Raw genomic sequence first — 23,117 nt, 5'->3', positions numbered from 1 at the left:
GCGGGTGCGGCGATCCCCTGGGTCGGCGCGGCGGTCAGGCCGGGACGGAGATCCCGACGCCGCCCCGGGTCTGCCCGCCGTAGCGCTGCCGCTCGCGGTCGAGGTCGAGGCGGCCGATCCGCTTGCGGGCGGTGAGCGCGGCATCGTCGAGCAGGTCGGCCGGCACCAGCCAGACGATCTCGAACTCCAGCCCGTCGGGGTCCTTGCCGTAGAGGCTCTTGGTGGTGCCGTGGTCGGAGCTGCCGGCCAGGGCACCGGCGGCGGCGAGCCGCTGGGCGGTGACGGCCAGCTCGTCGAGGGTGTCGACCTCCCAGGCCAGGTGGTAGAGGCCGACGGTGGCCCGGCCGGCGGTGGAGCGCCCGGCGGCCCGGCCGATCTCGAACAGGCCGAGGTCGTGGTCGTTGGTGGAGCCGGGGGCCTGGAGGAATGCGGCGCCCCGGAACCCGTCCGGGGTCATCGGGATGGCCCGGAAGCCGAGGACGTCGCGGTAGAAGGCGACGCTGCGCTCCAGGTCGCTGACGTAGAGGACGGCGTGGTTGAGGCGGTGGATTCCCATGACCCCACCCTAGCGCGATTTAGTTGAGCGCTCAACAGTAGCCCGTATGATGGTGGTCATGACCCGCTGGCTGAACCCCGACGAGCAGCGCACCTGGCGGGCGTACCTGGCCGCCTCGCGGGCGCTGATGGAGAAGCTCGACCGCGAGCTGCAGCGCGACGCCGGCATGCCGCACGCCTACTACGAGATCCTGGTCCGGCTCTCCGAGGCCCCCGACCGGCGGCTGCGGATGAGCGACCTGGCCGACGCCACCGGATCATCCCGCAGCCGGCTCTCACACGCCGCCGCCCGGCTGGAGGCGTCCGGCTGGATCCGGCGCGAGGACTGCCCCACCGACCGGCGCGGGCAGATCGCCGTGCTCACCGACGCCGGGTTCGCCACGCTGGCCGCCGCCGCGCCCGGCCACGTCGAGGGGGTGCGCCGGCACCTCTTCGACGCGCTCAGCCCCGCCCAGGTCGACCAGTTGCACCGGATCAGCGAGACGATGCTGGACCACCTGACCGAAGGATGACCGAATCGCGATCGTCGGGGGGTTGTACTTATTGTCGCGGTGCGGCCACGATGGGGCGTGTCCCCCGCCTTCGGTGAATTGACCGGCCAGGCGCACCAGCTGGTGTCCGCCGGCGACCTGGCCGGCGCGCAACAGCTGCTCTCCGATGCGCTGAGCGACGCCGACCCCCGCCCCGACCACGCCTCGCCCGAGCTGGCCGAAGCCGCCGGCCTCCAGGCCCGCGTGCTGGTAGCGCTGGGCGAGCCGCACTCCGCGCGCGGCTGGGCCGCCTTCGCGTACGCGGCGGCGACCCGGCTGCACGGCCGCGACGATCCGCGCACCGTGGCGGCGGCGGCCACCCTCGCGGCGGTGCTGCACCGGGTCGGCAGCTACGCCCGCGCCGCCCGGCTCTACTCCGACGTCATCATCGAGTTGACCGCGTCCGACGGGCCCGAGTCGCTGCGGGTGCTGGCCGCCCACGCCGACCTGGCCACGGTGGAATACGCGCGGGGCCAGTGCGAGGTGGCCCGCGAACGCCTCCAGGACGCCTGGGAGCTGCACCGCGAGGTCTACGGCGACGGGCACCCCAGCGGCATCAAGATGCTGGCCCGGCTCGGGTCGATGCAGCGCGACTGCGGGGAGTTCGCCGACTCCCACGACACCCTGACCCTGGCCCGGGAGCTGTGCCGGCAGCACCTCGCCGCCGACGACCCGCTCGCCGCACAGGTGGCGGCCCTGGCCCGCGCCGCCGCCAACCCAGACCACATCTGCGGGCGCGCGCCCGCCGCCGAGCGGGAGGCCCCCGCCCCCGAGCCCGAGGTGCCCGTCGCGCCCACGGTGCCGGCGGCCCGCGAGGCGACGGCCGCCGAGGGTCCCCCGACGTACGAGCCGGCGTGGCCGCCCCGGGAGGAGCCCCGCCCCACCACCACGTGGCCGTCCTACGAGGAACCCCACCCGAGCGACGACGACGCCCCGGCGTACCGGTCGGCGTGGCCGGCGCAGGAGTCGTGGCCGGCGGAGGAACAGCCCGCCCCGCCCGTGGTGCCCGCCCCCCGGCTCCCCCCGGACGACGACCGCTGGGCGGGCGGGGAGGCCGGGCCCTGGGCCGACGACGACCCGTGGATCCGGCAGCACGCCCGCCCCGACCCGGCGTACGCCGATCCGCGGCCGACCCACGCCGAGCGGGACGACCGGTGGCCACAGGAGCCGGCCCGGCCGGCGGAGGGCCCCGTGCCGCCCGCGGTGCTCGGCCTCGCGGGCACGGGCGCGGACGCCCCCGCCGGGGTACGCGCCGTGGGCCCGCCCCCGCCCGCGCAGGACCGCGCCCGGCTGCTCCCGGTGCTGGTCCCCCGCCCGCCCGCGCCCCCGCCGCGCCGGCTCACCCCGCTCGTGGTGCTCGCCGGGGTGACCGTGGTGGTGCTGGGCACGGCGGCGGTGGTCGCCGGGGTGGCCCGCGTCGGCGGCACCGAGCCGGAGCCCGGCCCGTCGCCCTCGGCGACCGCCCCGCCGCAGCCCGACCCGTCCGGCGCAGGACCCTCGGGCCGGTCCCCCGGCGCGAAGCCGTCCGGCAGGTCCCCCGGCGCGAAGCCGTCCGGCAGCCGGTCGGCCAGCCCCCGGGCCGCCGCCTCCCCCGGCAGCCCGCCGGACGGGGTGAGCCTGCGGGACAACCGGGAGAACATCGCGCTGCGCTGGACGTACCCGGCCGGGGCCAGCGGGCCCGTCGTGCTCGCCGGGGCACCGTCCGGGCGGCAGCCGAACGCGTTCGAGACCCTGCCGGCGGGCACCACGAGCTTCCTGGTGCACGGGCTGGACCGCACCAACGACTACTGCTTCACGGTCGCGGTGGTGTGGTCGGCGGACACGGTCGGCCGCAGCCGCCAGGTCTGCACCCGCCGCCGCTGACCGCCCGGCCGGGCGGGGGAGGCCGGAGCCGAGCCGGAGCCGGAGCCGGAGGGGTCAGGCGCCGATGGCGGCCAGGAAGGCGTCCGCGATCACCGCGTGGCCCGGCAGTCCCGGGTGGACCCGGTCGTCGGCCCAGCGGCTCGACGGGCTGTGCGCCAGCACCCGGTCGAAGGCCGCCTGGGTGGCGACGTGCACCGCGTCGAAGTCCTTGGCGACGGCGGCCACCACCGCCGCGTAGCGGTCGGTCTCGGCGCGCTGCGGCTCGTCGACGTCCGCCTCGATGAGGAACGGGTCGGCCAGCACCAGGCGGCAACCGGTGGTGGTCACGGCCCGGCGCAGCAGGGCGCGCAGGGTGCGCTCGTATTCGTCGATCGGCACGGCCTCGGCCTCCCGGCCGGGGCTGAACCCGCGCCAGATGTCGTTGATGCCGACCATCACGCAGAGCCAGTCGGGGCGCTCGGCGACGGCGTCGGCCTCCCAGCGGGCGGCGAGGTCGCGCACCGTGTCGCCGCCGATGCCCCGGTTGACCCAGGTCAGCCCGAGCTGCGGGTGCCGGGCGTCGACGAACGCGCGGACGAGGCTCATGTAGCCGTCGCCGTAGGGGGCGGCGTGGTCGCGCCGGCCGCAGTCGGTGATGCTGTCCCCGATGAACACGATCCGTTGACCGGCACCCAGCAGCATGCGCGCGACTCCGTCCCGACCCGTGGCGCAGCGCCGCCCCGATCGCTTGGCCGGGGGGTCGCCGCGCGGTATCTTTGGCAATTCAGGCACAAAAAAGGAACGGCGTGCAGAATGCCGTTCCTGACGCAATTCTAATTATTAGGGAGAAGGCTTGTCAAGGCACTCCGCGGGTCCCGACGAGCTGCGCAACGACGACGAAACCGGCCACGCTGACGAAACCGGCCACGCCGACGAGATCGGCCACGAGCAGGAGTACGTCTCCATGCTCTACGACCGGCTGGACGGCCTGCGGGAGCAGTCCGCCCGGCGGCTCGCCGAACAGCTACGCGACGGCGGCGGCACCCAGCAGGCCCGGTCCCAGCGCGACAGCGCCGTGAAGATGTACGCCGAGCAGGTCGAGCAGTACTCCGCCGTGGAGAACGGGCTGTGCTTCGGCCGGCTGGACACCGACGACGGCGCCCGCCACTACATCGGCCGGATCGGGATCTTCGACACCAGCGGCGACTACGACCCGCTGCTGATGGACTGGCGGGCCCCCGCCGCCCGCGCCTTCTACCTGGCCACCGCCGCCAACCCGCAGGGCGTGCGGCGACGCCGGCACCTGCGTACCCGGCAGCGGAAGGTGGTCGCCCTCAACGACGAGGTGCTCGACCTGGCCACCGCCTCCCCCACCGCGCACGAGGAGCTGACCGGCGAGGCGTCCCTGCTCGCCGCGCTCAACGCCGGCCGCACCGGCCGGATGCGCGACATCGTCGAGACCATCCAGGCCGAGCAGGACCGGATCATCCGCGCCGACCTGCCCGGGACCCTGGTCGTGCAGGGTGGCCCCGGCACCGGCAAGACGGCTGTCGCCCTGCACCGGGCGGCGTACCTGCTCTACACCCACCGGCGGGAGCTGGCCACCCGGGGCGTGCTGCTGGTCGGCCCGAACGAGACGTTCCTGCGCTACATCTCCCAGGTGCTGCCGGCGCTGGCCGAGACGGGCGTGCTGCTGCGTACCCCCGGGGACCTGTTCCCCGGCGTCAGCGCCCGACGGGCGGAGCCGGCGGCCACGGCGGCGCTCAAGGGCCGGGCGGAGATGGTGGAGGTGCTGGCCGCGGCCGTGCGGGACCGGCAGTGGGTGCCCGACGAGCCGCTGGAGATCGAGGTCGAGCGGGAGGTGCTGCCGCTGGCCCCGGAGACCGTGCGGGCCGCCCGGGACCGGGCCCGGCGCTCCGGACGGCCGCACAACCTGGCCCGGGCGGTCTTCGACGTCGAGGTCGTGCACGCCCTCGCCGCCCAGGTCGCCGAGCGCATCGGCGCGGACCCGCTCGGCGGGGCCAACCTCCTGGAGGAGGCCGACGTCGCGGAGATCCGCCGGGAGCTGCGCGAGGAGCCCGGCGTGCGGGCCGCCCTGGACCAGCTCTGGCCGGTGCTCACCCCGCAGCGCCTGCTCGCCGACCTCTACGCCGACCCGGACCGCATCGCCGCCGCCACCCCCGGCTGGACCGACGCCGACCGGGCGGCGCTGCGCCGCGAGCCGGGCGGCTGGACCCCGGCCGACGTGCCGCTGCTGGACGAGGCCGCCGAGCTGCTCGGCGAGGACGACCGGGCCGCCGAGGCCCGCCGGGCCCGCCTGCGCGCCCTGCAACGCGAGTACGCCGAGGGCGTGCTGGAGATCGCCCGGGGCTCCCGGTCGATCGACGTGGAGGACGAGGCGGAGGGCGGCGAGATCCTCGGGGTCGCCGACCTGCTGGACGCCGACCGGCTGCTGGAGCGGCAGCAGTCCAGCGACGGGCTGACCACCGCCCAGCGGGCCGCCGCCGACCGGAGCTGGGCGTTCGGGCACGTCATCATCGACGAGGCGCAGGAGCTGTCGCCGATGGCCTGGCGCCTGCTGATGCGCCGCTGCCCCAGCCGGTCGATGACGATCGTCGGGGACGTGGCGCAGACCGGCGCGCTCGCCGGCACCCCGTCGTGGGGCGAGGCCCTGGAGCCGTACGTGGCGCAGCGGTGGCGGCTGGAGGAGCTGACGGTCAGCTACCGCACCCCCGCCGAGATCATGGCGGTGGCGGCCGGGGTGCTGGCCGAGATCGACCCGCACCTGCGTCCGCCCCGCTCGGTGCGCCGCAGCGGGGTGCCGCCGTGGGAGCGTACGGTCGCCGCCGACCGGCTGGCCGGCGAGCTGGCCGACGCCGCGGTCGCCGAGGCCGCCGACCTGACCGACGGACGGCTCGGGGTGATCGTGCCCGCCGGCCGGGTCGACGCGCTGGGCGCGGCGCTGGTGGCGGCCCTGCCCGAGGCGGCCGTCGGCGACCACCCGGAGCTGGAGAGCCGGGTGGTGCTGCTGACGGTGGCCCAGGCCAAGGGGCTGGAGTTCGACACCGTCCTGGTGGTCGACCCGGACGGGATCGTCGCCGAGTCGCCGCGCGGGCACAGCGACCTGTACGTCGCGCTGACCCGCGCCACCCAGCGCCTCGGCATCCTCCGCCCCGTCTGACCCGCCCCTCCAGCGTCCTCCGCCGCATGGGCCGGCACTTTGGCGTGCTCCGCCGCGTGGCCCGGCCCCTTCCTTCCGAATCTTGGACAGTTACCGTCTACAAGGCGGATTCAAGCGGTGGTTGCAACACCAAGGAGTTGGGCCATTCTCTCACTGGGAGTGGCCCAGCCCAGGGTTTGGCGGGGGCGGGTGTTCAACTCGTCGGCGACGGCGTCGAGGTCGGCCTGGCTGAGTTTGGTGAAGTCGGTGCGGCCTTTGGGAAAGTACTGGCGCAGTAGTCCGTTGGTGTTCTCGTTACTGCCTCGCTGCCATGGTGAGTGCGGGTCGCAGAAGTAGACCGGGCAGTCGGTGGCCAGGGTGAAGTCGGCATGGCGGGCCATCTCTGTGCCCTGGTCCCAGGTGAGTGATGCGCGTAGCCGTGCGGGTAGGCGGCCCATGGCGGCGGCCAGTTGAGCGGCGACGTGTTCGGACAGCTTGCCGTGGGGCAGCCCGACCAGGATAACGAACCGGGTCTGCCGCTCGACCAGGGTGGCGATCACCGAGCCTCCCGCCCGATTGCCGCCTTCGATCAGGTCGCCTTCCCAGTGTCCTGGCACGGCACGGTCGGCAGCCTCGGCCGGACGAGCGGAGATGTTCAGGCCCACCCAGGCGCGATTGGAGCGGACAGCGGCGCCGGCGACCGGCCGTGCCCGCCGGGCCGCCCGTGCGGAGCGTAACGCCACCTGCCGCGTCAACTCCGCCCGCAGGTTGCCCCGACTCTGCAGGTAGATGGCTTGGTAGATGGTTTCGTGCGACACATGCAACTCCGACTGGTCGGGATAATCCAGCCGCAACCGAGCAGCAATCTGCCGCGGGGACCACCGCCGCCGCAACAACCCGATCACCAACCCACGCAACGGACCGTCGACCGCCAGCCTGGCAGGACGCCTCGCCCGACGATGCCGCAACCACGCAGCCCAGTCAGCCGCCGCAGGCTTGTACGACTGCCCGTAACACTCGAACCGAGCAACCTCACGACTTATCGTCGACGGCTGACGACCCAACCGCCGCGCGATCGACCGTATCGACTCACCCGCCGCACGACCGAGCCCGATCTCCTCACGCTCACCCGCAGACAACCGTGGCGCCATGAACCCACCTCCATCAGTACAACGAGGCGGCGTTGCAACCATCAGTTGACTCCGAGCAACGGATGGTAACTGTCCAAGATTGGCGTGGTGGAGGAGCTTGCGGCGCGGCGTCAGTCCTCGGTGAAGTTGCCGACCTGGCTGGCGCTGCTGGACTGGTCGCTGGTCGCGCCGCCCGCCGGGGTGCTCAGGCCACCCGTGGTCGCGTCGCCCGTCGTGGTCGGGGCGACCTTTCCCGGGTGCCGCTCCGGCTGCCGGGCCACCCGGCGGGTGCTCGCGGGCCCGGCCGTGCCGCCGGTCGTGGTGATCGCGCCCTGGCCCCGGGTGGGGCCGCCGTCGCGCAGCACCGCCGGGTCGATCCGCACGTGCGCCGGGTCGTCCGGGTCCTCGTCCTGGATGACCCGCTGCACGTCGGTCTGCGGCACGGTGACCTCGTCGAGGGCCCCCTCGCCGTAGACGCCGCCGGTGATCCGTTCCTCGGCCTTGCGGGCGGACTCCCGCATCCTGTCGTCCTCACGCACGTCCATCACCTCGCAGAAGTGTCGGAATCTTCCTGCGTGCCCGGCCCGGGGGCGACCAAACGTGCCGGGGCCGCGCGCACCGGCCGCCAGGCCGGGCCGCACCCCGAGCGACAGGCCAGGTCGCACAGGCCGCCCGCGAGCTGCTGCTATCCGGCGACGGGAGGGTGTTACCTCGCCGGGTCGGCCGGGTAGTCGGGGGCTGCCCCCGCCACGAACGTGAACCGTGCCGTGGCCGAAACGCGGTAGCGGGGCGAGGGAGCGCAGTAAGGACTCATCGCATCCTGAGGAGGACAAGATGAGCACGCAGGCTGCATCCACCAGGCCGATGAACCGCACGCAGGAAGCCCCGAACCGGGCGATGAACGACGTGCCGAACCGCGCGATGCAGGAGGCACCCACCCGGCCGATGCCGATGATGCACGACGGGCACCGGGAGCCGATGATGGCGCCGGGCACGGAGACCAAGCAGGCCTTCGCGACCACGGAGTTCTGGGTCTACGTCGCCTCCGTCATCGGCGTGCTCGCCGCGTCGTACCTGGTCGGCAAGAACTCGGTCGGCGTGGACATCTTCCGCGCGCCGCAGGCCTGGTTCTTCATCACGCTGCTGACCATCGGTTACCTCGGTAGCCGGGGCCTGGCCAAGGCCGGCAGCAACTTCCGCAGCGGCGCGGAGCGCAAGGCCCGGCACTGACGCCGGACCAGCTCCGAGCAGCACGGTGGCCCGCCGGGATTCCCGGCGGGCCACCGTCGCGTTTCTTCGCGTACGTGCGGAACTACTCCTCGCCGAAGCCCCAGTCCTCGGCGAAGTCGCCCTCGACGGCGTCCTCGATCATCTCGCCGGCGACCATCCCGCCGACCGCGCCGAGCGCCGCCCCGGCGACGATCCCGCCCATCCCCGGCCCCCGGCTGTGGCCGTGACCGCCGTGCTGCATCGGGTAGCCGTGCGTGGGGTAGCCGTGCTGCTGCGGGTAGCCCTGCGGGGCACCGAAGCCCTGGGCGCGCAGGCCGCCGTAACGCGACGTGGTCTCCTGCAGCCAGCCGTCGACCACCTGCGCCCAGTCGACGCGGTCGGCGTCGGCGTGCGAGACGGTGTAGCGGCCGAAGACGTCGTGGCCGGCGCTGAGGAAACCGCCCCGCTTGTCGCACTCCAGGATCACGTCGATGCCCTGCTGGCTGGTGACGAACGTCAGCTCGACCTCGTTGATGACCTGCGCGTACTGCGGGGCCGCGAAGTATTCGATCTCCTGGTAGAAGGGCAGCGTCTGGTGCACCCCCCGGATGTGGCCGCGCTCCAGGTCGGCCCCCTTGAAGCGGAAGCCGAGCCGGGCGAACGCCTCCAGGATGCGCTCCTGCACCGGCAGCGGGTGCACGGCGACCTGGTCGAGGTCGCTCTTGTCGACGGCCCGGGCCACCGCCACCTCGGTGCGCAGCCCCATCGTCATGCCGTGCAGGCGCTGGCCGTACACGTCGGTGATCGGGGTCTCCCACGGCACCGGGAGCTGGAACGGGATCGACAGCTGCTGCTTCGGGGCGAGCTCGAAGGCCCCGCTGACCGGCATCCGGTGGAACTCCATGATGCCCGCGTACTCGCTGTCACCGCTCTCGATCTCGACGCGGGTGACCAGACCGACGGCGATCTGCTCGATGGCGGCCGGGGCTTCCCCGCCGACCAGGTTGACCCGGCCGTCGAGGGCCAGGCCGGGCCGGGTGTTCGGGTTCGCCAGGACGGTGTCCACGGTCGGACCGCCCACCCCGAACGCGCTCAACATCTTCTTGAAGACCATCGCCACTCCCGCAGGTGCGCGCTCCACCCTGGAGCGTCGCAGCTCACCGGACCGACCCTAGCCTGCACCGCTGTGAGATGCCTGGGAACACACCGCTCGCCCTACTCGGCGGCGCCCAGACCCGGGCGCGGCGCCCAAGCGCGTGGCCAGGGCGTGAGAAGGGGACCCTTCTCTACCGTATGCGTTAACAAGGGGCCCTTCCTTACACCTCCACCACGACCAGGTCGCCCACCTGCTCGGCGAGCGGGGCGCGGGCGGCCGGGTCGAGCCCCGCGTCGGTGATCAGCACGTCCGCGTCGGCGAGCGGGGCGATGGTGGCGATGCCGATGGTCTCCCACTTGGTGTGGTCGGCCAGCACCACCAGCCGCCGGGCGGCGTGCACCAGCCGCCGGTTGATGCCGGCTTCCAGCAGGTTGGGGGTGGTGAAGCCGGTGCGCGGGCTCATCCCGTGCACCCCGAGGAAGAGCACGTCGACGTTGAGCGTGCTGACGGCGGCCTCGGCGACCGGCCCGGTCAGCGCGTCCGACGGGGTGCGGATGCCGCCGGTGAGCACGACCGTGCGGTCGGCGCGCGGGTCGGCGTAGAGCGCGTCGGCGACCGGGATCGAGTTGGTCACCACGGTCAGCCCCCGCACGTCGGCGAGCAGGGTCGCCAGGGCGGCCGTGGTGGTGCCGGCGGAGAGCGCGATCGCCATGCCGGGCTCCACGAGGGTGGCGGCCCGCTCGGCGATGGCCCGCTTCTCGTCGCGCTGTCGGATCGACTTGGCGGCGAAGCCGGGCTCCTCGGCCGAGCCGGGCCCGGCCAGGGTCGCGCCGCCGTGCACCTTGTCGATCAGCCCGCGCTCGGCGAGGGCCTCCAGGTCGCGGCGGATGGTCATGTCGGAGACGCCGAAGCGGGTCACCAGGTGGCTGACCCGCACCCCGCCGCGCTGCCGGATCAGCTCAAGGATGGCGTTCTGCCGTTGCTGGGCGAGCATCGGAGTCCTCCTCCCGGACCACGGCCACCTCGCCCGGGGCGACCTCCAGCTCCCCGGCGCACCGGCCGCCCGCGAGCAGCTCGGTGCCGGTGGCGGCGATCCGGGCCGGGCGGTCGGTGTGGTTGACGACGAACAGCCAGCTCCGCCCGTCACCCCGGCGGCGGACCACCTCCACCCCGGGCGGGGCGTCGGCGGCCGGCCGGACCCCGGCCTCGGCCAGCAGCCGGGCCACCAGGCGGTCGGTGCCGGCGTCGTCGAGCCGGGTAGCCGCGTACCAGGCCGCGCCGGCGCCCACGGCGTTGCGGGTCAGCGCCGGGACCCCGGGCAGGGGCCCGTCGGCGTACGCGGCGACGACCTCCGCGCCGGCCGGGTGCAGCCACTCGGTCCACACGTCGGCGGCGGAGCCGTCGTCGAGGGTGACCCGCTCGCCCTCGCGCAGCGGGAAGAACTCCTCGGTGCGGATGCCGAGCAGCTCCCGGAACGCGCCGGGGTAGCCGCCGAGCCGGACGTGGTCGTGCTCGTCGACGATGCCGCTGAAGTAGGTCACCAGGGCGGTGCCGCCGGCGGCGACCCAGCCGTGCAGGGCCTCGGCGTCGGCGTCGCGGACGAGGTAGAGCGTCGGCACCAGCACGAGGCGGTAGCGGGACAGGTCGGTGGACGGGTGCACCACGTCGGCGGTGACGCCGGCCCGCCAGAGCGCGCCGTGCAGGGCGGCGAGCCGGTCGGCGTACGTGACGTCGACGCTGGGGTGGGAGTCCAGCTCGACGCCCCACCACGCCTCGTAGTCGAACAGGATCGCCACGTCGGCGTCGACGCGGCTGCCGCGTACCTCGGCGAGGGCCTTGAGGTCGGCGCCGAGCCCGCACACCTCGCGGAAGACCTTGGTGTCCGCCCCGGCGTGCGGGACGAGCGCCGAGTGGTATTTCTCCGCCCCGGCCCGGGAGGCCCGCCACTGGAAGAACAGCACCCCGTCGGCGCCGCGGGCGACGTGGGCGAGGCTGTTGCGGCGCAGCTGCCCCGGTGCCTTCGCCACGTTGCGGGGCTGCCAGTTGACGGCGCTGGTGGAGTGCTCCATGAGCAGCCACGGCGCGCCACCGGCGACGCCCCGGGTGTGGTCGGCCGCCAGCGCCAGCCCGACGTGCGACTGCGGGTCGGCGGCGGTGAGGTAGTGGTCGGTGGCGACCAGGTCCACGTCGGCGGTCCAGGAGTGGTAGTCCATGTGCTTGCTCATGCCCACCATGAAGTTGGTGGTGACGGGCTGGGCGACGATCCGCTTGAGCAGGTCGCGCTCGGCGCGCAGCTGGGCGCGCTGCTCGTCGGAGGAGAAGCGCAGGAAGTCGAGCTGCTGGGTGGGGTTGGCGAAGGTCGGCGCGGCGCGCGGCGGGTTGATCTCGGCCCAGTCGCCGTAGCGCTGGCTCCAGAAGAGGGTGCCCCACGCCTCGTTGAGGGCCGCCAGGTCGCCGTAGCGCTCGCGCAGCCAGCCCCGGAACGCCGCCGCGCTCACGTCGCAGTAGCAGTGCACGTTGTGGCAGCCCAGCTCGTTGGAGACATGCCACATCACCACGGCGGGGTGGTCGGCGTAGCGGGTGGCGACAGCCTCGACGAGGGCGAGCGAGCGCTCGCGGAACACCGGCGAGCTGGGGCAGTACGCCTGCCGGCCGCCCGGCCACAGCACGGTGCCGTCGGCGCGGCGGGGCAGCGTCTCGGGGTGGGCGTGGGCCAGCCACGGTGGCGGGCTGGCGGTGGCGGTGGCGAGGTCGACCGAGATGCCCCCGGCGTGCAGCGTGTCGAGGGCGCGGTCGAGCCAGCCGAAGTCGTACGTGCCGGGGGTGGGCTCCAGCAGGGCCCAGGAGAAGATGCCGACGGAGACCAGGTTGACCCCGGCCCGGCGCATGAGCTCCACGTCCTCGGCCCAGGTCTGCTCGGGCCACTGCTCGGGGTTGTAGTCGGCGCCGTAGTAGATGCCGTCGCCCTGCCAGCCGGTGTCGTGTCGATCCCGCATGAGGGCACAGCGTGCCCGCGCGGCACACCCAAGTCAACACTTTTCAACATCGCGGTTCTTTACAACGTTTACCGCGTCGATCCCCTTGTCACAGCGTGGTTTCGATCGACAGATCGACCCTTGACAGCGCCCGACGGACGAGTAGCTTGAGGCGCCTATGGCCGTTCGTGTTCGCTGATGTGGGTTCACGGTGGATCCGCTGTGGCATTCCCGAACGCCGACCGCCCCACCACCCCCACCACCCCTCCCCCGGGTGCCGCACCCCTTCTCAGCCGCAGGAGGCACCATGTCCCGTCCCCGCACCCAGGCCGAGTACCTCGCCCGGCTCGTACCCCCGTCCGTCGCCGGCCTGCGCCGGCGCTCCCTGCTGGCCGGCGCGGCCGGCACGGGCGCCCTGCTCGGCACCGGCCTGCTCGCCGGCTGTGGCTCGGACTCCGAGTCCGGCGGGGCGGAGTCGAAGACGGTGTCGCTCGGCTCGAACCAGTCCGACCCCAAGCCCAAGGACGTGATCGCCAAGGTCATGGCCGGGTTCCAGACCGCCTCCGGCGTCGAGGTCGCGATCAACACGGTCGACCACAACACGTTCCAGGAGAACATCAACAACTACCTGCAGGGCAAGCCGGACGACGTCTACACCTGGTTCGCCGGCTACCGCATGCGGTTCTTCGCGGCGAAGGGCCTGGCCGGCGACGTCAGCGACGTGTGGGGCAAGCTCTCCGGCTACTCCGACGCGTTCAAGAAGGCGTCGACCGGCGACGACGGCAAGCAGTACTTCGTGCCGGCGTCGTACTACCCGTGGGCGATGTTCTACCGCAAGTCGGTGTGGCAGCAGCGCGGCTACCAGGTGCCGAAGACCCTCGACGAGCTGAACGCCCTCGGCGCGCAGATGAAGAAGGACGGCCTCAACCCGATCGCCTTCGGCGACAAGGACGGCTGGCCGGCGATGGGCACCTTCGACATCCTCAACCTGCGGATCAACGGCTACCAGTTCCACGTCGACCTGATGGCCGGCAAGGAGGCGTGGACCTCCGACAAGGTGAAGAAGGTCTTCGACACGTGGGCGGGGCTGCTGCCGCTGCACCAGGCCGACAGCCTCGGCCGGACGTGGCAGGAGGCGGCCCAGTCGCTGCAGCAGAAGAAGTCCGGCATGTACCTCCTCGGCCTCTTCGTCGGCCAGCAGTTCAGCAACGACGAGCAGGACGACCTCGACTTCTTCACCTTCCCCGAGATCGACCCGGCGATCGGGGCCAAGGCCCTGGACGCGCCGATCGACGGCTACATGATGGCCCGCAAGCCGAAGTCCGAGGCCAACGCCAAGAAGCTGATGGAATACCTCGGCTCGAAGGACGCCGCCGACGTCACCGTCAAGAACGACCCGAGCACGCTGGTGGCCAACAGCGGCGCCGACGTCAGCGGCTACACCGCGCTGCAGAAGAAGGCCGCCGAACTGGTCGGCTCGGCCACCGAGATCGCCCAGTTCCTCGACCGGGACACCCGGCCCGACTTCGCCTCCACCGTGATGATCCCGGCCATCCAGCAGTTCATCAAGGACCCGAAGGACATCAGCGGGCTGCTCACCAGCATCGAGAACCAGAAGAAGTCGATCTTCACCGACTGACGACGGCGAGAGGCGAGGACACGTGTCCGACCTGCCCCTGATCCAAGCGGATCCCGCCGTGTCGTCGCCGGCCGCGACCGCCCGCAAGGGTGGTCGCGGCCGCGGGCCACGGCTCCTGTCCCGCACCGACCGCGTGGTGATCGCGCTGATGGTGCTCGTACCGCTGCTGCTGGTCGTCGGCCTGGTGTGGTTCCCGGCCGTGGCCACGGTGGCGCTGTCCGGCACGAACTGGGACGGCATCGGCCCCATCAGCGAGATCGAGTGGGTCGGCGGCCGCAACTACTCCGACGTGATCAACATCTATCCGCCGTTCGTGCCGGCCGTGCAGAACAACCTGCTCTGGCTCGCGGCGCTGTTCGTGGTCGCCACCCCGTTCGGCATGTTCCTCGCCGTGCTGCTGGACAAGGAGATCCGGGGCAGCCGGTTCTACCAGACCGCGCTCTACCTGCCGGTGGTGCTCTCGCTGGCGCTCATCGGCTTCGTCTGGCAGCTCATCTACTCCCGCGACCAGGGCCTGCTCAACGCGGCGCTGGGCACCAGCACCGACTGGTACGGCGACCCGGACGTCAACATCTGGGCGGTGCTCGTCGCCGCCGGCTGGCGGCACGTCGGCTACATCATGCTGCTCTACCTCGCCGGGCTGAAGGGCGTCGACCCGTCGCTGCGGGAGGCCGCCGCCGTCGACGGCGCGTCCGAGGCCACCACCTTCTTCAAGGTGGTCTTCCCGGTGCTGCGGCCGATCAACATCATCGTGCTGGTGGTGACGGTCATCGAGTCGCTGCGCGCGTTCGACCTGGTCTGGGTCGTCAACAAGGGCCGCAACGGGCTGGAGCTGATCTCCGCGCTGGTCACCCAGAACGTGGTCGGCGAGGCCAGCCGCATCGGCTTCGGCTCGGCGCTGGCGACGCTCATGCTGGTCGTCTCGCTGGTCTTCATCACCGTCTACCTGGCGACCGTCATGAGGGAGAACCGGAAGTGACCGCCGCTGCCCCGACCCGCGTACCGGCCGCCGCCGCGTCCACCCGCCGCCGCCGGCCGCCCCGACCCGCCCGGGTCGTCCTGCACCTCTTCCTGGGCGCGGTCGCCGTCGGCTGGCTGTTCCCGATCCTCTGGGCCGTGCTGACCTCGCTGCGCTCCTACGAATACACCGCCGCCAACGGCTACGTCTCCCTCGGCGGCTGGACCCTCGACAACTACGTCACCGCGTGGCGCACCGCCGAGTTCGGCAAGCACTTCCTCAACTCCGTCTACATCACCGTCCCGGCGGTGCTGCTGACGCTGTTCCTGGCCTCCTGCGTCGCGTTCGTCATCGCCCGGTTCAGCTGGAAACTCAACATCGTCCTGCTCGGCCTGTTCACCGCCGCGAACCTGCTGCCCCAGCAGGCCCTGCTGATCCCGCTGTTCCGGCTGTTCACCGAGGTGCCGCTGCCGCTGTTCATGAGCGACTCGGAGCTGCTCTACGACAGCTACTGGGGGCTGATCCTGGTCAACGTCGCCTTCCAGTGCGGCTTCTGCGTCTTCGTGCTGAGCAACTACATGAAGGCCCTGCCGCACGAGCTGTACGAGGCGGCGATGGTCGACGGGGCCAGCGTGTGGCGGCAGTACTGGCAGGTGACCATGCCGCTGTGCCGGCCGGCGCTGGCGGCGCTGGCCACGCTGGAGGTGACCTGGATCTACAACGAGTTCTTCTGGGCCACCGTGCTCATGCGCACCGGCGACAAGTTCCCGGTGACCAGCTCGCTGAACAACCTGCGCGGCGAGTTCTTCACCGACAACAACCTCGTCTCGGCCGGCTCCGTGCTGGTCGCGATCCCCACCCTGGTGATCTTCTTCCTGTTGCAGAAGCAGTTCGTCCGGGGCCTGACGCTGGGAGCTTCGAAGGGATGACGATCGTCCACCTACGCCGGGCCGCGACCAGCCTGGTGCTCGACGCACGCGGCCCCGGGCTGCCCCGGGTCGCGCACTGGGGCGCCGACCTCGGCCCGCTCGCCGCCGACGACCTGACCGCGGTGGTCGCCGCGACCGTGCCGCCGGTGGCGCCGAGCAGCTTCGACGCCCCGACCGTGCTGTCGCTGCTGCCGGAGGCGAGCGCCGGCTGGAGCGGCCGGCCCGGGCTGGCCGGGCACCGCGCCGGCACCGCCTGGTCCACGGCGTTCCGCCTCGACGCCCTCGACGTCACCGACGAGCCCGACGGTTCCGCTCGGGTCGCGGTGACAGCCAGCGACCCCGACGCGGCGCTGACGCTGACCGTCGAGGTCGAGCTGGACCCGGCCGGGCTGGTGCTGCTGCGGCACCGGCTGCGCAACGACGGCGACACCCCGTACGAGCTGCGGGAGCTGACCGGGGTGCTGCCGGTGCCGGCGGTCGCCACCGAACTGCTCGACCTGACCGGCCGGTGGTGCCGGGAACGGTCGCCGCAGCGGCACCCGTGGCCGATGGGCGCGTGGGTGCGGGAGGGCCGGCACGGGCGCACCGGGCACGACGCGACGCTGCTGCTGGTGGCCGGCACCGCCGGGTTCGGCTTCCGGCACGGCGAGGTGTGGGCGGTGCACACCGCGTGGAGCGGCGACCACGTCACGTTCGCCGAACGGCGGCCCACCGGGGACGCCACGCTGGGCGGCGGCGAGCTGCTGGGCAGCGGGGAGATCACGCTCGGCCCCGGCGAGTCCTACGCCACCCCCCTGCTCTACGCGGCGCACTCGACCGCCGGCCTCGACGGGCTCAGCGACGCGCTGCACGCCCACCTGCGCGCCCGACCGGGGCACCCGCGTTCGGCGCGGCCGGTCACCCTCAACGTGTGGGAGGCCGTCTACTTCGACCACGACCTGGACCGGCTGCGCGCCCTCGCCGACCACGCCGCCGCCATCGGGGTGGAACGGTTCGTGCTCGACGACGGCTGGTTCGTCGGCCGCCGGCACGACCGGGCCGGGCTCGGCGACTGGTACGTCGACGAAACGGTCTGGCCGGGCGGGCTGCAACCGCTGATCGACCACGTGCGCGGGCACGGCATGCAGTTCGGCCTCTGGGTCGAGCCGGAGATGGTCAACCCCGACTCCGACCTGTTCCGCGCCCGCCCCGAGTGGGTGCTCCAGGTGCCCGGCCGGCTGCCGCCCGCGTGGCGGCACCAGCAGGTGCTCGACCTGGCCAACCCGGGCGCGTACGCGTACGTGCTGGGGCGGCTCGACGCCCTGCTGCGCGACCACGACGGCATCGCGTACCTGAAGTGGGACCACAACCGGGACCTCACGGAGGCCGGTCACGCCGGGCGGCCCGGGGTGCACGCGCAGACCGCCGCCGCCTACCGGCTGCTCGACGAGCTGCGCGGCCGCCACCCGGGGCTGGAGATCGAGAGCTGCTCCTCCGGCGGCGCGCGGGTGGACCTGGAGATCCTGCGCCGCACCGACCGGGTCTGGGCCAGCGACTGCAACGACGCCCTGGAACGGCTGGCCATCCAGCGGTGGACCGGGCTGCTGCTGCCGCCGGAGCTGGTCGGCAGCCACGTCGGGCCCGACCGCTCGCACACCACGCACCGGGTGCACGACCTGGGCTTCCGGGCCGCCACCGCGCTGTTCGGCCACTTCGGCGTCGAGTGGGACATCGGCTCGGCGAGCGCCGCCGACCGGGTCGAGCTGGCGGCCTGGGTGGCGCTGCACAAGCGGCTGCGACCGCTGCTGCACGCCGGCCGGGTGGTCCGGGTCGACCACCCCGACCCGGCCGTCTGGGCGCACGGCGTGGTCGCCGCAGACCTCACCCACGCGGTGTACGCCGTGGCGCGCGTCGCCACCTCGGTCGCCCAGGTGCCGGGCGCGCTGCGGCTGCCGGGGCTCGACCCGGCCCGCCGGTACGCGGTCCGGCCGGCGGCCGGCGTGCCGGAGCCGGCGGTGCTGCAGCTGACGGACCCGGGCTGGCTGCCCGGGGTGACCCTGTCGGGCGCGGTGCTCGCCTCGGTCGGCCTGCAGCTGCCGGCCCTGCACCCCGAGCAGACCCTGCTGCTGGAGGTCGACGCGGTCGACTGATCCCCCGTCTTGACCCTCCCCCTCGGGCAGGCCACAGGCTGGTGCCTGCCGGTCGCGGTGACCGGCACGAGGAGGACGCGACGTGGGGCTGCTGACCATCGGAGGGTTCGCCAGGGCCGCACGGCTGACGCCGAAGGCGCTGCGCCTGTACGACGAGCTGGGCCTGCTCCGGCCAGCGGCGGTCGATCCCGAGTCGGGCTACCGGCTCTACGACCCGGCCCAGTTGGAGCGGGCCCGGCTGATCGCCTCGCTGCGGCGCATCGGCATGCCGCTGGCCGAGATCGGTGCCGTCTGCGGGCTGCGGCCCGAGGCGGCGGCCGAGGCGGTCGACGCATACTGGCGGCGGGTAACCGCCGACACGGCGGAACGCGGTCGCCTCGCCACCCTTCTCGTCGGCAACCTGTCCGGAAAGGGGTCCGTCGTGGACCACCACACGCTCGCCGTCCGCCACGCCACCCGGTGCGAGATCGGGGCCGCGCGGGACAGCAACGAGGACGCCGCGTACGCCGACGAGCGGCTGCTGGCCGTCGCCGACGGCATGCGCGGGCCCGGCGGCGCAGCGGCCAGCGCCGCCGCCATCGACGTCCTCCGGGCGCTGGAGCCCGCCGACATGCCGGCCACCGAACTGCTCGCGCTGCTGGCCGACGGGGTCGACGAGGCCCACCGCGCCGTGCGCGGGCTGGCAGTGGACCCGCACCAGCCGGTCACCACGCTTACTGCGCTGCTGCGCTCCGGCTCCCGGGTGGCGCTGGTGCACGTCGGCGACAGCCGGGCGTACCTGCTGCGCGACGGCGAGCTGCACCGGCTCACCCGGGACCACACGTACGTGCAGTCGCTGGTCGACGCCGGCCGGCTGGCCCCAGAGGCGGTCGCCGCCCACCCGCAGCGGGCCGTGCTGGTGCGCGCTGTCGGGGCCGGCGGCGAGCACGTCGAGGCGGACCTGGGGCTGCGCGACGCCCGCGCCGGTGACCGGTACCTGCTCTGCTCCGACGGGCTCTCGGCGGTGGTCGACCCGGCGGCGGTGCGTGAGGCGCTGGGCGAGGTCGGCGGGCCGGACGAGGCTGCGGACCGGCTGGTCGCACTCGCGTACGCCGTCGGCGCGCCCGACAACGTCGCCTGCGTGGTCGCCGACGTCGTCGCGGTCTAGCCCACGCGACGCGGTGGCCGGGCCCGTACGGGCCCGGCCACCGCGGTGGTGCGGAGGGATCAGCTCGCCGTGCAGGTCACCGCGGGGGCGGCGGGGGTGCCGGTGGAGCTGCCGATGAAGCCGAAGCTGGTGCTGGCCCCGGCGCCGAGCTTGCCGTTGTAGCTGACGTTGGTGGCGGTCACGTTCGACCCGCTGCTGGTCAGCGTCGCGTTCCACGCCTGGCTGATGGACTGGCCGCTGCCGAGCGTCCACTTCGCCGTCCAGCCGTTGATGGCGGCGGAGCCGGCTGTCACCTTGACCTCACCCTGGAAGCCGCCCTGCCACTGGCCGATGATCGTGTACGTCGCCGTGCAGCCGCCGGTGGCCGGTGGGGTGGTCGGCGGGGGCGTCGTGGTCGGCGGCGGGAGGGTCGGCGTCACGGTCGTCGACGGCGTGGGCGTGACGATGCCGCCGTAGACCGACGCCTCCTTCGAGGTCGCCTTGATGCCGTTGGCGCCGTTGAAGATGCGCTGGCCCCACGTGGTCAGGGCGTTCGGGTTGAAGTTGGTGGTCATGTCGAGGTATTCGACGCCGCCGCCGTTGCCGCTCCACGACCAGCCCAGGTAGCCGATGCCGTTGGCCTGCGTGTACGACAGGATGGTGTCCTCGTCGGGGTTGCCGTCGGAGTGGTCGAAGCCGAACTCGCCCACCACGATCGGCAGCTTCGCGGTGCGGAACCGGCCGAGGTAGTCGGAGATCTCGGCGGCCGTGTCGAAGACGCCGTACATGTGGATGGAGAAGACGGTGTTCTTCTGCGGGTCGGCCGCGAACACCGACGCCGCGTTGTCGCGCATGGTGAACGACCAGTCCTGGCCCCAGTTGGGGGCGTCGACCATGATGGTGTGCGCGAGGCCGGCGGCGCGCAGCCGCTTGATCGCGTTGGCCGAGTCGGTGGCCCAGGTGCCGTAGCCCTGGTTGCCGTACGGCTCGTTGCCGATGTTGACGATCACGTACTTCTCCTGGCCGGCGAGGGCGCTGGAGATGCTCAGCCAGTAGTCGACCGCCCGGTCCAGGGTGATCGCGCCGCTCTGCTCGCCGTAGCCGGTGGTGTCGTGCACCTCCAGGACGCAGATCAGCTTGTTCGCCTTGCACAGGGAGATGACGTTGGCGACGTCGGCCGTGTCGTTCTTGGCCCAGCGGTCGCCGCTGGCCAGCACCACCCGCACCGTGTTCGCGCCGAGCGCCTTGATGTTGGCGAAGGAACTGGTCTGCTGCTGGTACCAGGTGTGGGCGTGGTTGACGCCGCGCATGATGAACTCGTTGCCGTTGGCGTCGTACAGCTTGCCGTTGGAGACGGAGAAGCCGGCGGCGGCGTGCGCGGGCTGCCCGAAGGCGAACACGGCGGCGAGGACCGTCAGCAGGGCGACGCCCGCGACGGAGAGACGTTTTCTCATGGCCTTCCTCAGGGAGGGTCAAACCCCGTGCCCGGCGGGGGTGCGGTGGTGGTGACGAAGAAGGCGGCTGGCCCGTCAGCCGCCGTCCGGCTCCGAGACGGCGCAGGCATCAGCGTAGGCCGATCGCTGATGCGGGGCAACCGGTTCAGTGAGTCTTGGCTCAGCGGGGATGTCCTGTGGCGGCTCGCGGGGCAGCGAGCCGCCACAGGTGCGGTCATCCCCACCACAGGATGCGACGCCCCCAGCCTGAACCGGTTAAGGCCGGACCTTACCACCCAGGGCCGCCCCGTCAAGGCCACGACGGCCGTCGAGGGTTGACCGACTCCCACGGGGGTATGCGGAGTGGATCGGGAGAGCGAAGGAGATGCGCCATGGTCAACATCGGCTACACCCTGATGTGCGAGCAGGCCGGGCCGAAGGAACTGGTCGACTACGCGGTACGCGCCGAGGCCGCCGGCTTCGACCAGTTGGTGATCTCCGATCACTACTATCCCTGGCTCGACTCCCAGGGCCACTCCCCGTACGCCTGGTCGGTGCTCGGCGCGGTTGCCCACGCCACCAGCCGGGCCGAGCTGATGTCCTTCGTGACCTGCCCGATCCGCCGCTACCACCCCGCCGTGGTGGCGCAGAAGGCCAGCACGATCGGGGCGCTGTCGGACGGCCGGTTCACCCTCGGCCTGGGCGCCGGGGAGAACCTCAACGAGCACGTCGTCGGCGGCTGGCCGCACGTGCAGCAGCGGCACGAGATGTTCGAGGAGGCGCTGCAGATCATCCGGCCCCTGCTGAACGGGGAGACGCTGACCTTCTCCGGCAACCACTTCGACGTGCCCGACGCGTACGTCTGGGACCGGCCGGAGCGTCCGGTGCCGATGGCCGTGGCCGCGTCCGGCCGACAGTCGGCGACGCTCGCCGCCGACTACGGCGACGGCCTCGTCGCCACCGAGCCCGACGCCCACCTGATCCAGATGTACGACGACGCGGGCGGCGCGGGGCAGCCCCGGTTCGGCCAGGTCGCCATCTGCTACGGCCCCGACGAGGCGGAGTGCCGCAAGATCGCACACGACCAGTTCCGCTGGTTCGGCATGGGCTGGAAGGTGAACGCCGAACTGCCCGGCCCGGAGTCGTTCACCGCCGCGACGCAGTACGTCCGCGAGGACGACGTCGCCGAGGGGATCTCCTGCGGCCCGGACACCGACCGGCACGTCGCGGCGTTCAAGAAGTTCGTCGACGCCGGCTTCACCCACGTGGCGCTGGTGCAGGTCGGCGGTGACACCCAGCCCATGTTCCTCGACTGGGCCCGGGAGGAGCTGCTCCCCCGGCTCCGCGAGCTGTGAGGCGGCTGCGGCTCGCCCTGGCCGCGCCCCGGCCCGCCGCCGGACTGACCAGCGAGTGGCGGCGGCGTGGTTCGCCGCGTACCGGCTGCCGCCGGCGTGCGTGCTCGGGCACTCGTTCGGCGCGGAGGTGGCCGCCGCGCTGGCCGCCCGGTACCCCCGGCTCGTCCGGGCCCTGGTGCTCGCCGGCCCCACCAGCGACCCGGCGGCCCGCACCCGGCGGGGGCAGTTCGGTCGCTGGCTCGTCGACACGCTGCGCGAGGCGCCGTGGCAGGCCCCGATCCTGCTCCGCGACGTCGTCGACGCCCGCCCCTGGCGGGTGTACGCCACCCTCTCGCACTCGGTGCGCAACGCGATCGAGGCGGACGCCGCCCGGGTCACCGCGCCCACCCTGGTCGTCACCGGCGCCCGGGACCCGGTGGTCCCGGCCGCCTGGCGGGACCGGCTGGCCCGGCTGGTCCCGGACGCCCGCGCGGCGGCGGTGCCGGGCGCGGCGCACAACGTCGCCACCACCTCGCCGGTCGAGGTCGCCGCAGCGGTACGTGCTCTGCTCGCTTCGTCCCTGCGAAAGGTGGCCTGATGCGCATCGGCAACACGGAGATCCGCCCGGCGGGCGGGGGCCTCGGCTGCCTGCTGATGATCCTGTTCTCGGTCGTCGCCTCGATCCTGCTGACCGTCCTGCTCAACCTGATCCGGTAGCCCGGCGGCCCTGCCCGGCCCCGGCCCGGCGACCCGCCCTCACGACGGCTGGATCACCGGCCGACAACGGCGCGTCCGGTCCGGCATCGACCGGCGACTCAGCGCAATTCTCGCGGCCAGCGACACCACTCCCACCGTTCCCTTTGCTCTGCACCCACATACGCATCGCTAACGCAGCGCAACCGAGCCGTTCGCCCCGCACAATCCACCACCTTCCCTCCCGCGCAGGGGAGTGTGGCGCTTTCCGTGTTTGGGCCTGTGGTGTGATCGATGCGGTTAGATGGTGATCCGGTCGCTGTAGGCGAGGATCAGGGCGTTGAGGGCCTTGGCCCAACCGTAGACCCGGCCGGTGATG

Annotated in this window: 19 protein-coding genes; 11 read left to right on the top strand and 8 right to left on the bottom strand. The window is 73.0% G+C overall.

Annotated features, from left to right (window positions below; all coding sequences use genetic code 11):
- Nucleotides 1-34 precede the first annotated feature (34 nt).
- On the bottom strand, nt 35-556 hold the full coding sequence (locus LPA42_RS32155) for a VOC family protein (RefSeq protein ID WP_043962622.1): 522 nt from the start codon (nt 554-556) through the stop codon (nt 35-37).
- A 49-nt stretch (nt 557-605) separates the two neighbouring features.
- Here LPA42_RS32155 and LPA42_RS32150 point away from each other — a divergent pair, with 49 nt between their 5' ends.
- Complete coding sequence (locus LPA42_RS32150; protein ID WP_077936924.1) at nt 606-1,067, top strand: MarR family winged helix-turn-helix transcriptional regulator; 462 nt, start codon at nt 606-608, stop codon at nt 1,065-1,067.
- A 57-nt stretch (nt 1,068-1,124) separates the two neighbouring features.
- On the top strand, nt 1,125-2,948 hold the full coding sequence (locus tag LPA42_RS32145; RefSeq protein WP_228987096.1) for a tetratricopeptide repeat protein: 1,824 nt from the start codon (nt 1,125-1,127) through the stop codon (nt 2,946-2,948).
- A 54-nt stretch (nt 2,949-3,002) separates the two neighbouring features.
- Here the strand turns inward: LPA42_RS32145 and LPA42_RS32140 are convergent, their stop codons facing one another.
- Complete coding sequence (locus LPA42_RS32140) at nt 3,003-3,629, bottom strand: SGNH/GDSL hydrolase family protein (protein WP_043962620.1); 627 nt, start codon at nt 3,627-3,629, stop codon at nt 3,003-3,005.
- A gap of 262 nt (nt 3,630-3,891) precedes the next feature.
- Between LPA42_RS32140 and LPA42_RS32135 the strand changes: the two genes are divergently transcribed.
- Nucleotides 3,892-6,108 carry an ATP-binding domain-containing protein gene (locus LPA42_RS32135; protein ID WP_198956494.1) on the top strand — a complete coding sequence of 739 codons (2,217 nt, stop codon included), beginning with the start codon at nt 3,892-3,894 and terminating at the stop codon, nt 6,106-6,108.
- A gap of 110 nt (nt 6,109-6,218) precedes the next feature.
- Here the strand turns inward: LPA42_RS32135 and LPA42_RS32130 are convergent, their stop codons facing one another.
- Together LPA42_RS32130 and LPA42_RS32125 are read right to left on the bottom strand one after the other, a co-directional pair.
- Nucleotides 6,219-7,238 (bottom strand): IS30 family transposase, encoded by a 1,020-nt coding sequence (locus LPA42_RS32130; RefSeq protein ID WP_158229393.1) that lies wholly within the window; start codon nt 7,236-7,238, stop codon nt 6,219-6,221.
- A gap of 110 nt (nt 7,239-7,348) precedes the next feature.
- Nucleotides 7,349-7,756: a hypothetical protein gene (locus LPA42_RS32125; RefSeq protein ID WP_077936918.1), complete on the bottom strand. Its 408-nt coding sequence runs from the start codon at nt 7,754-7,756 to the stop codon at nt 7,349-7,351.
- Between the two features lie 295 nt (nt 7,757-8,051).
- Between LPA42_RS32125 and LPA42_RS32120 the strand changes: the two genes are divergently transcribed.
- Nucleotides 8,052-8,447, top strand: a complete 396-nt coding sequence (locus LPA42_RS32120; RefSeq protein WP_043962619.1) for a hypothetical protein — start codon at nt 8,052-8,054, stop codon at nt 8,445-8,447.
- 82 nt (nt 8,448-8,529) lie between these two features.
- Here the strand turns inward: LPA42_RS32120 and LPA42_RS32115 are convergent, their stop codons facing one another.
- The 3 genes from LPA42_RS32115 to LPA42_RS32105 form a co-directional block, all read right to left on the bottom strand.
- Nucleotides 8,530-9,540, bottom strand: a complete 1,011-nt coding sequence (locus tag LPA42_RS32115) for a sporulation protein (RefSeq protein ID WP_228987095.1) — start codon at nt 9,538-9,540, stop codon at nt 8,530-8,532.
- A gap of 202 nt (nt 9,541-9,742) precedes the next feature.
- Nucleotides 9,743-10,516, bottom strand: coding sequence for a DeoR/GlpR family DNA-binding transcription regulator (locus LPA42_RS32110; RefSeq protein ID WP_077936913.1), 774 nt, complete (start codon nt 10,514-10,516; stop codon nt 9,743-9,745).
- Nucleotides 10,482-12,518: a beta-galactosidase gene (locus LPA42_RS32105; protein WP_077936912.1), complete on the bottom strand. Its 2,037-nt coding sequence runs from the start codon at nt 12,516-12,518 to the stop codon at nt 10,482-10,484. The genes LPA42_RS32110 and LPA42_RS32105 overlap by 35 nt, the downstream gene beginning before the upstream one ends.
- 286 nt (nt 12,519-12,804) lie before the next feature.
- Between LPA42_RS32105 and LPA42_RS32100 the strand changes: the two genes are divergently transcribed.
- The 5 genes from LPA42_RS32100 (at nt 12,805) to LPA42_RS32080 (ending at nt 19,299) form a co-directional block, all read left to right on the top strand.
- Complete coding sequence (locus LPA42_RS32100; protein WP_077936911.1) at nt 12,805-14,136, top strand: ABC transporter substrate-binding protein; 1,332 nt, start codon at nt 12,805-12,807, stop codon at nt 14,134-14,136.
- A 22-nt stretch (nt 14,137-14,158) separates the two neighbouring features.
- Nucleotides 14,159-15,115, top strand: a complete 957-nt coding sequence (locus LPA42_RS32095; protein ID WP_077936910.1) for a carbohydrate ABC transporter permease — start codon at nt 14,159-14,161, stop codon at nt 15,113-15,115.
- Complete coding sequence (locus tag LPA42_RS32090) at nt 15,112-16,023, top strand: carbohydrate ABC transporter permease (protein WP_077936909.1); 912 nt, start codon at nt 15,112-15,114, stop codon at nt 16,021-16,023. Before LPA42_RS32095 ends, LPA42_RS32090 begins: the two co-directional genes overlap by 4 nt.
- The gene (locus LPA42_RS32085; RefSeq protein ID WP_077936908.1) at nt 16,020-18,152 is read left to right on the top strand and encodes an alpha-galactosidase; all 2,133 of its coding nucleotides are present in this window, start codon (nt 16,020-16,022) and stop codon (nt 18,150-18,152) included. The genes LPA42_RS32090 and LPA42_RS32085 overlap by 4 nt, the downstream gene beginning before the upstream one ends.
- Before the next feature lie 82 nt (nt 18,153-18,234).
- The gene (locus LPA42_RS32080; RefSeq protein WP_077936907.1) at nt 18,235-19,299 is read left to right on the top strand and encodes a MerR family transcriptional regulator; all 1,065 of its coding nucleotides are present in this window, start codon (nt 18,235-18,237) and stop codon (nt 19,297-19,299) included.
- 59 nt (nt 19,300-19,358) lie between these two features.
- On the opposite strand, the gene LPA42_RS32075 is transcribed toward LPA42_RS32080, so the two are convergent.
- Nucleotides 19,359-20,732, bottom strand: coding sequence for a cellulase family glycosylhydrolase (locus LPA42_RS32075; protein ID WP_077936906.1), 1,374 nt, complete (start codon nt 20,730-20,732; stop codon nt 19,359-19,361).
- Nucleotides 20,733-21,103: 371 nt separating this feature from the next.
- Between LPA42_RS32075 and LPA42_RS32070 the strand changes: the two genes are divergently transcribed.
- Both LPA42_RS32070 and LPA42_RS32065 read left to right on the top strand, forming a co-directional pair.
- The gene (locus tag LPA42_RS32070; RefSeq protein ID WP_077936905.1) at nt 21,104-22,066 is read left to right on the top strand and encodes a TIGR03557 family F420-dependent LLM class oxidoreductase; all 963 of its coding nucleotides are present in this window, start codon (nt 21,104-21,106) and stop codon (nt 22,064-22,066) included.
- Between the two features lie 55 nt (nt 22,067-22,121).
- Nucleotides 22,122-22,643, top strand: a complete 522-nt coding sequence (locus LPA42_RS32065) for an alpha/beta fold hydrolase (RefSeq protein WP_228987094.1) — start codon at nt 22,122-22,124, stop codon at nt 22,641-22,643.
- Nucleotides 22,644-23,117: the final 474 nt, after the last annotated feature.

The sequence above is a fragment of the Micromonospora sp. DH13 genome (assembly GCF_020873825.1).
Taxonomy (GTDB): Bacteria; Actinomycetota; Actinomycetes; order Mycobacteriales; family Micromonosporaceae; genus Micromonospora; species Micromonospora haikouensis.
Note: the sequence above shows the minus strand (reverse complement) of the source record. Positions and strands in the feature narration are given on the sequence as shown.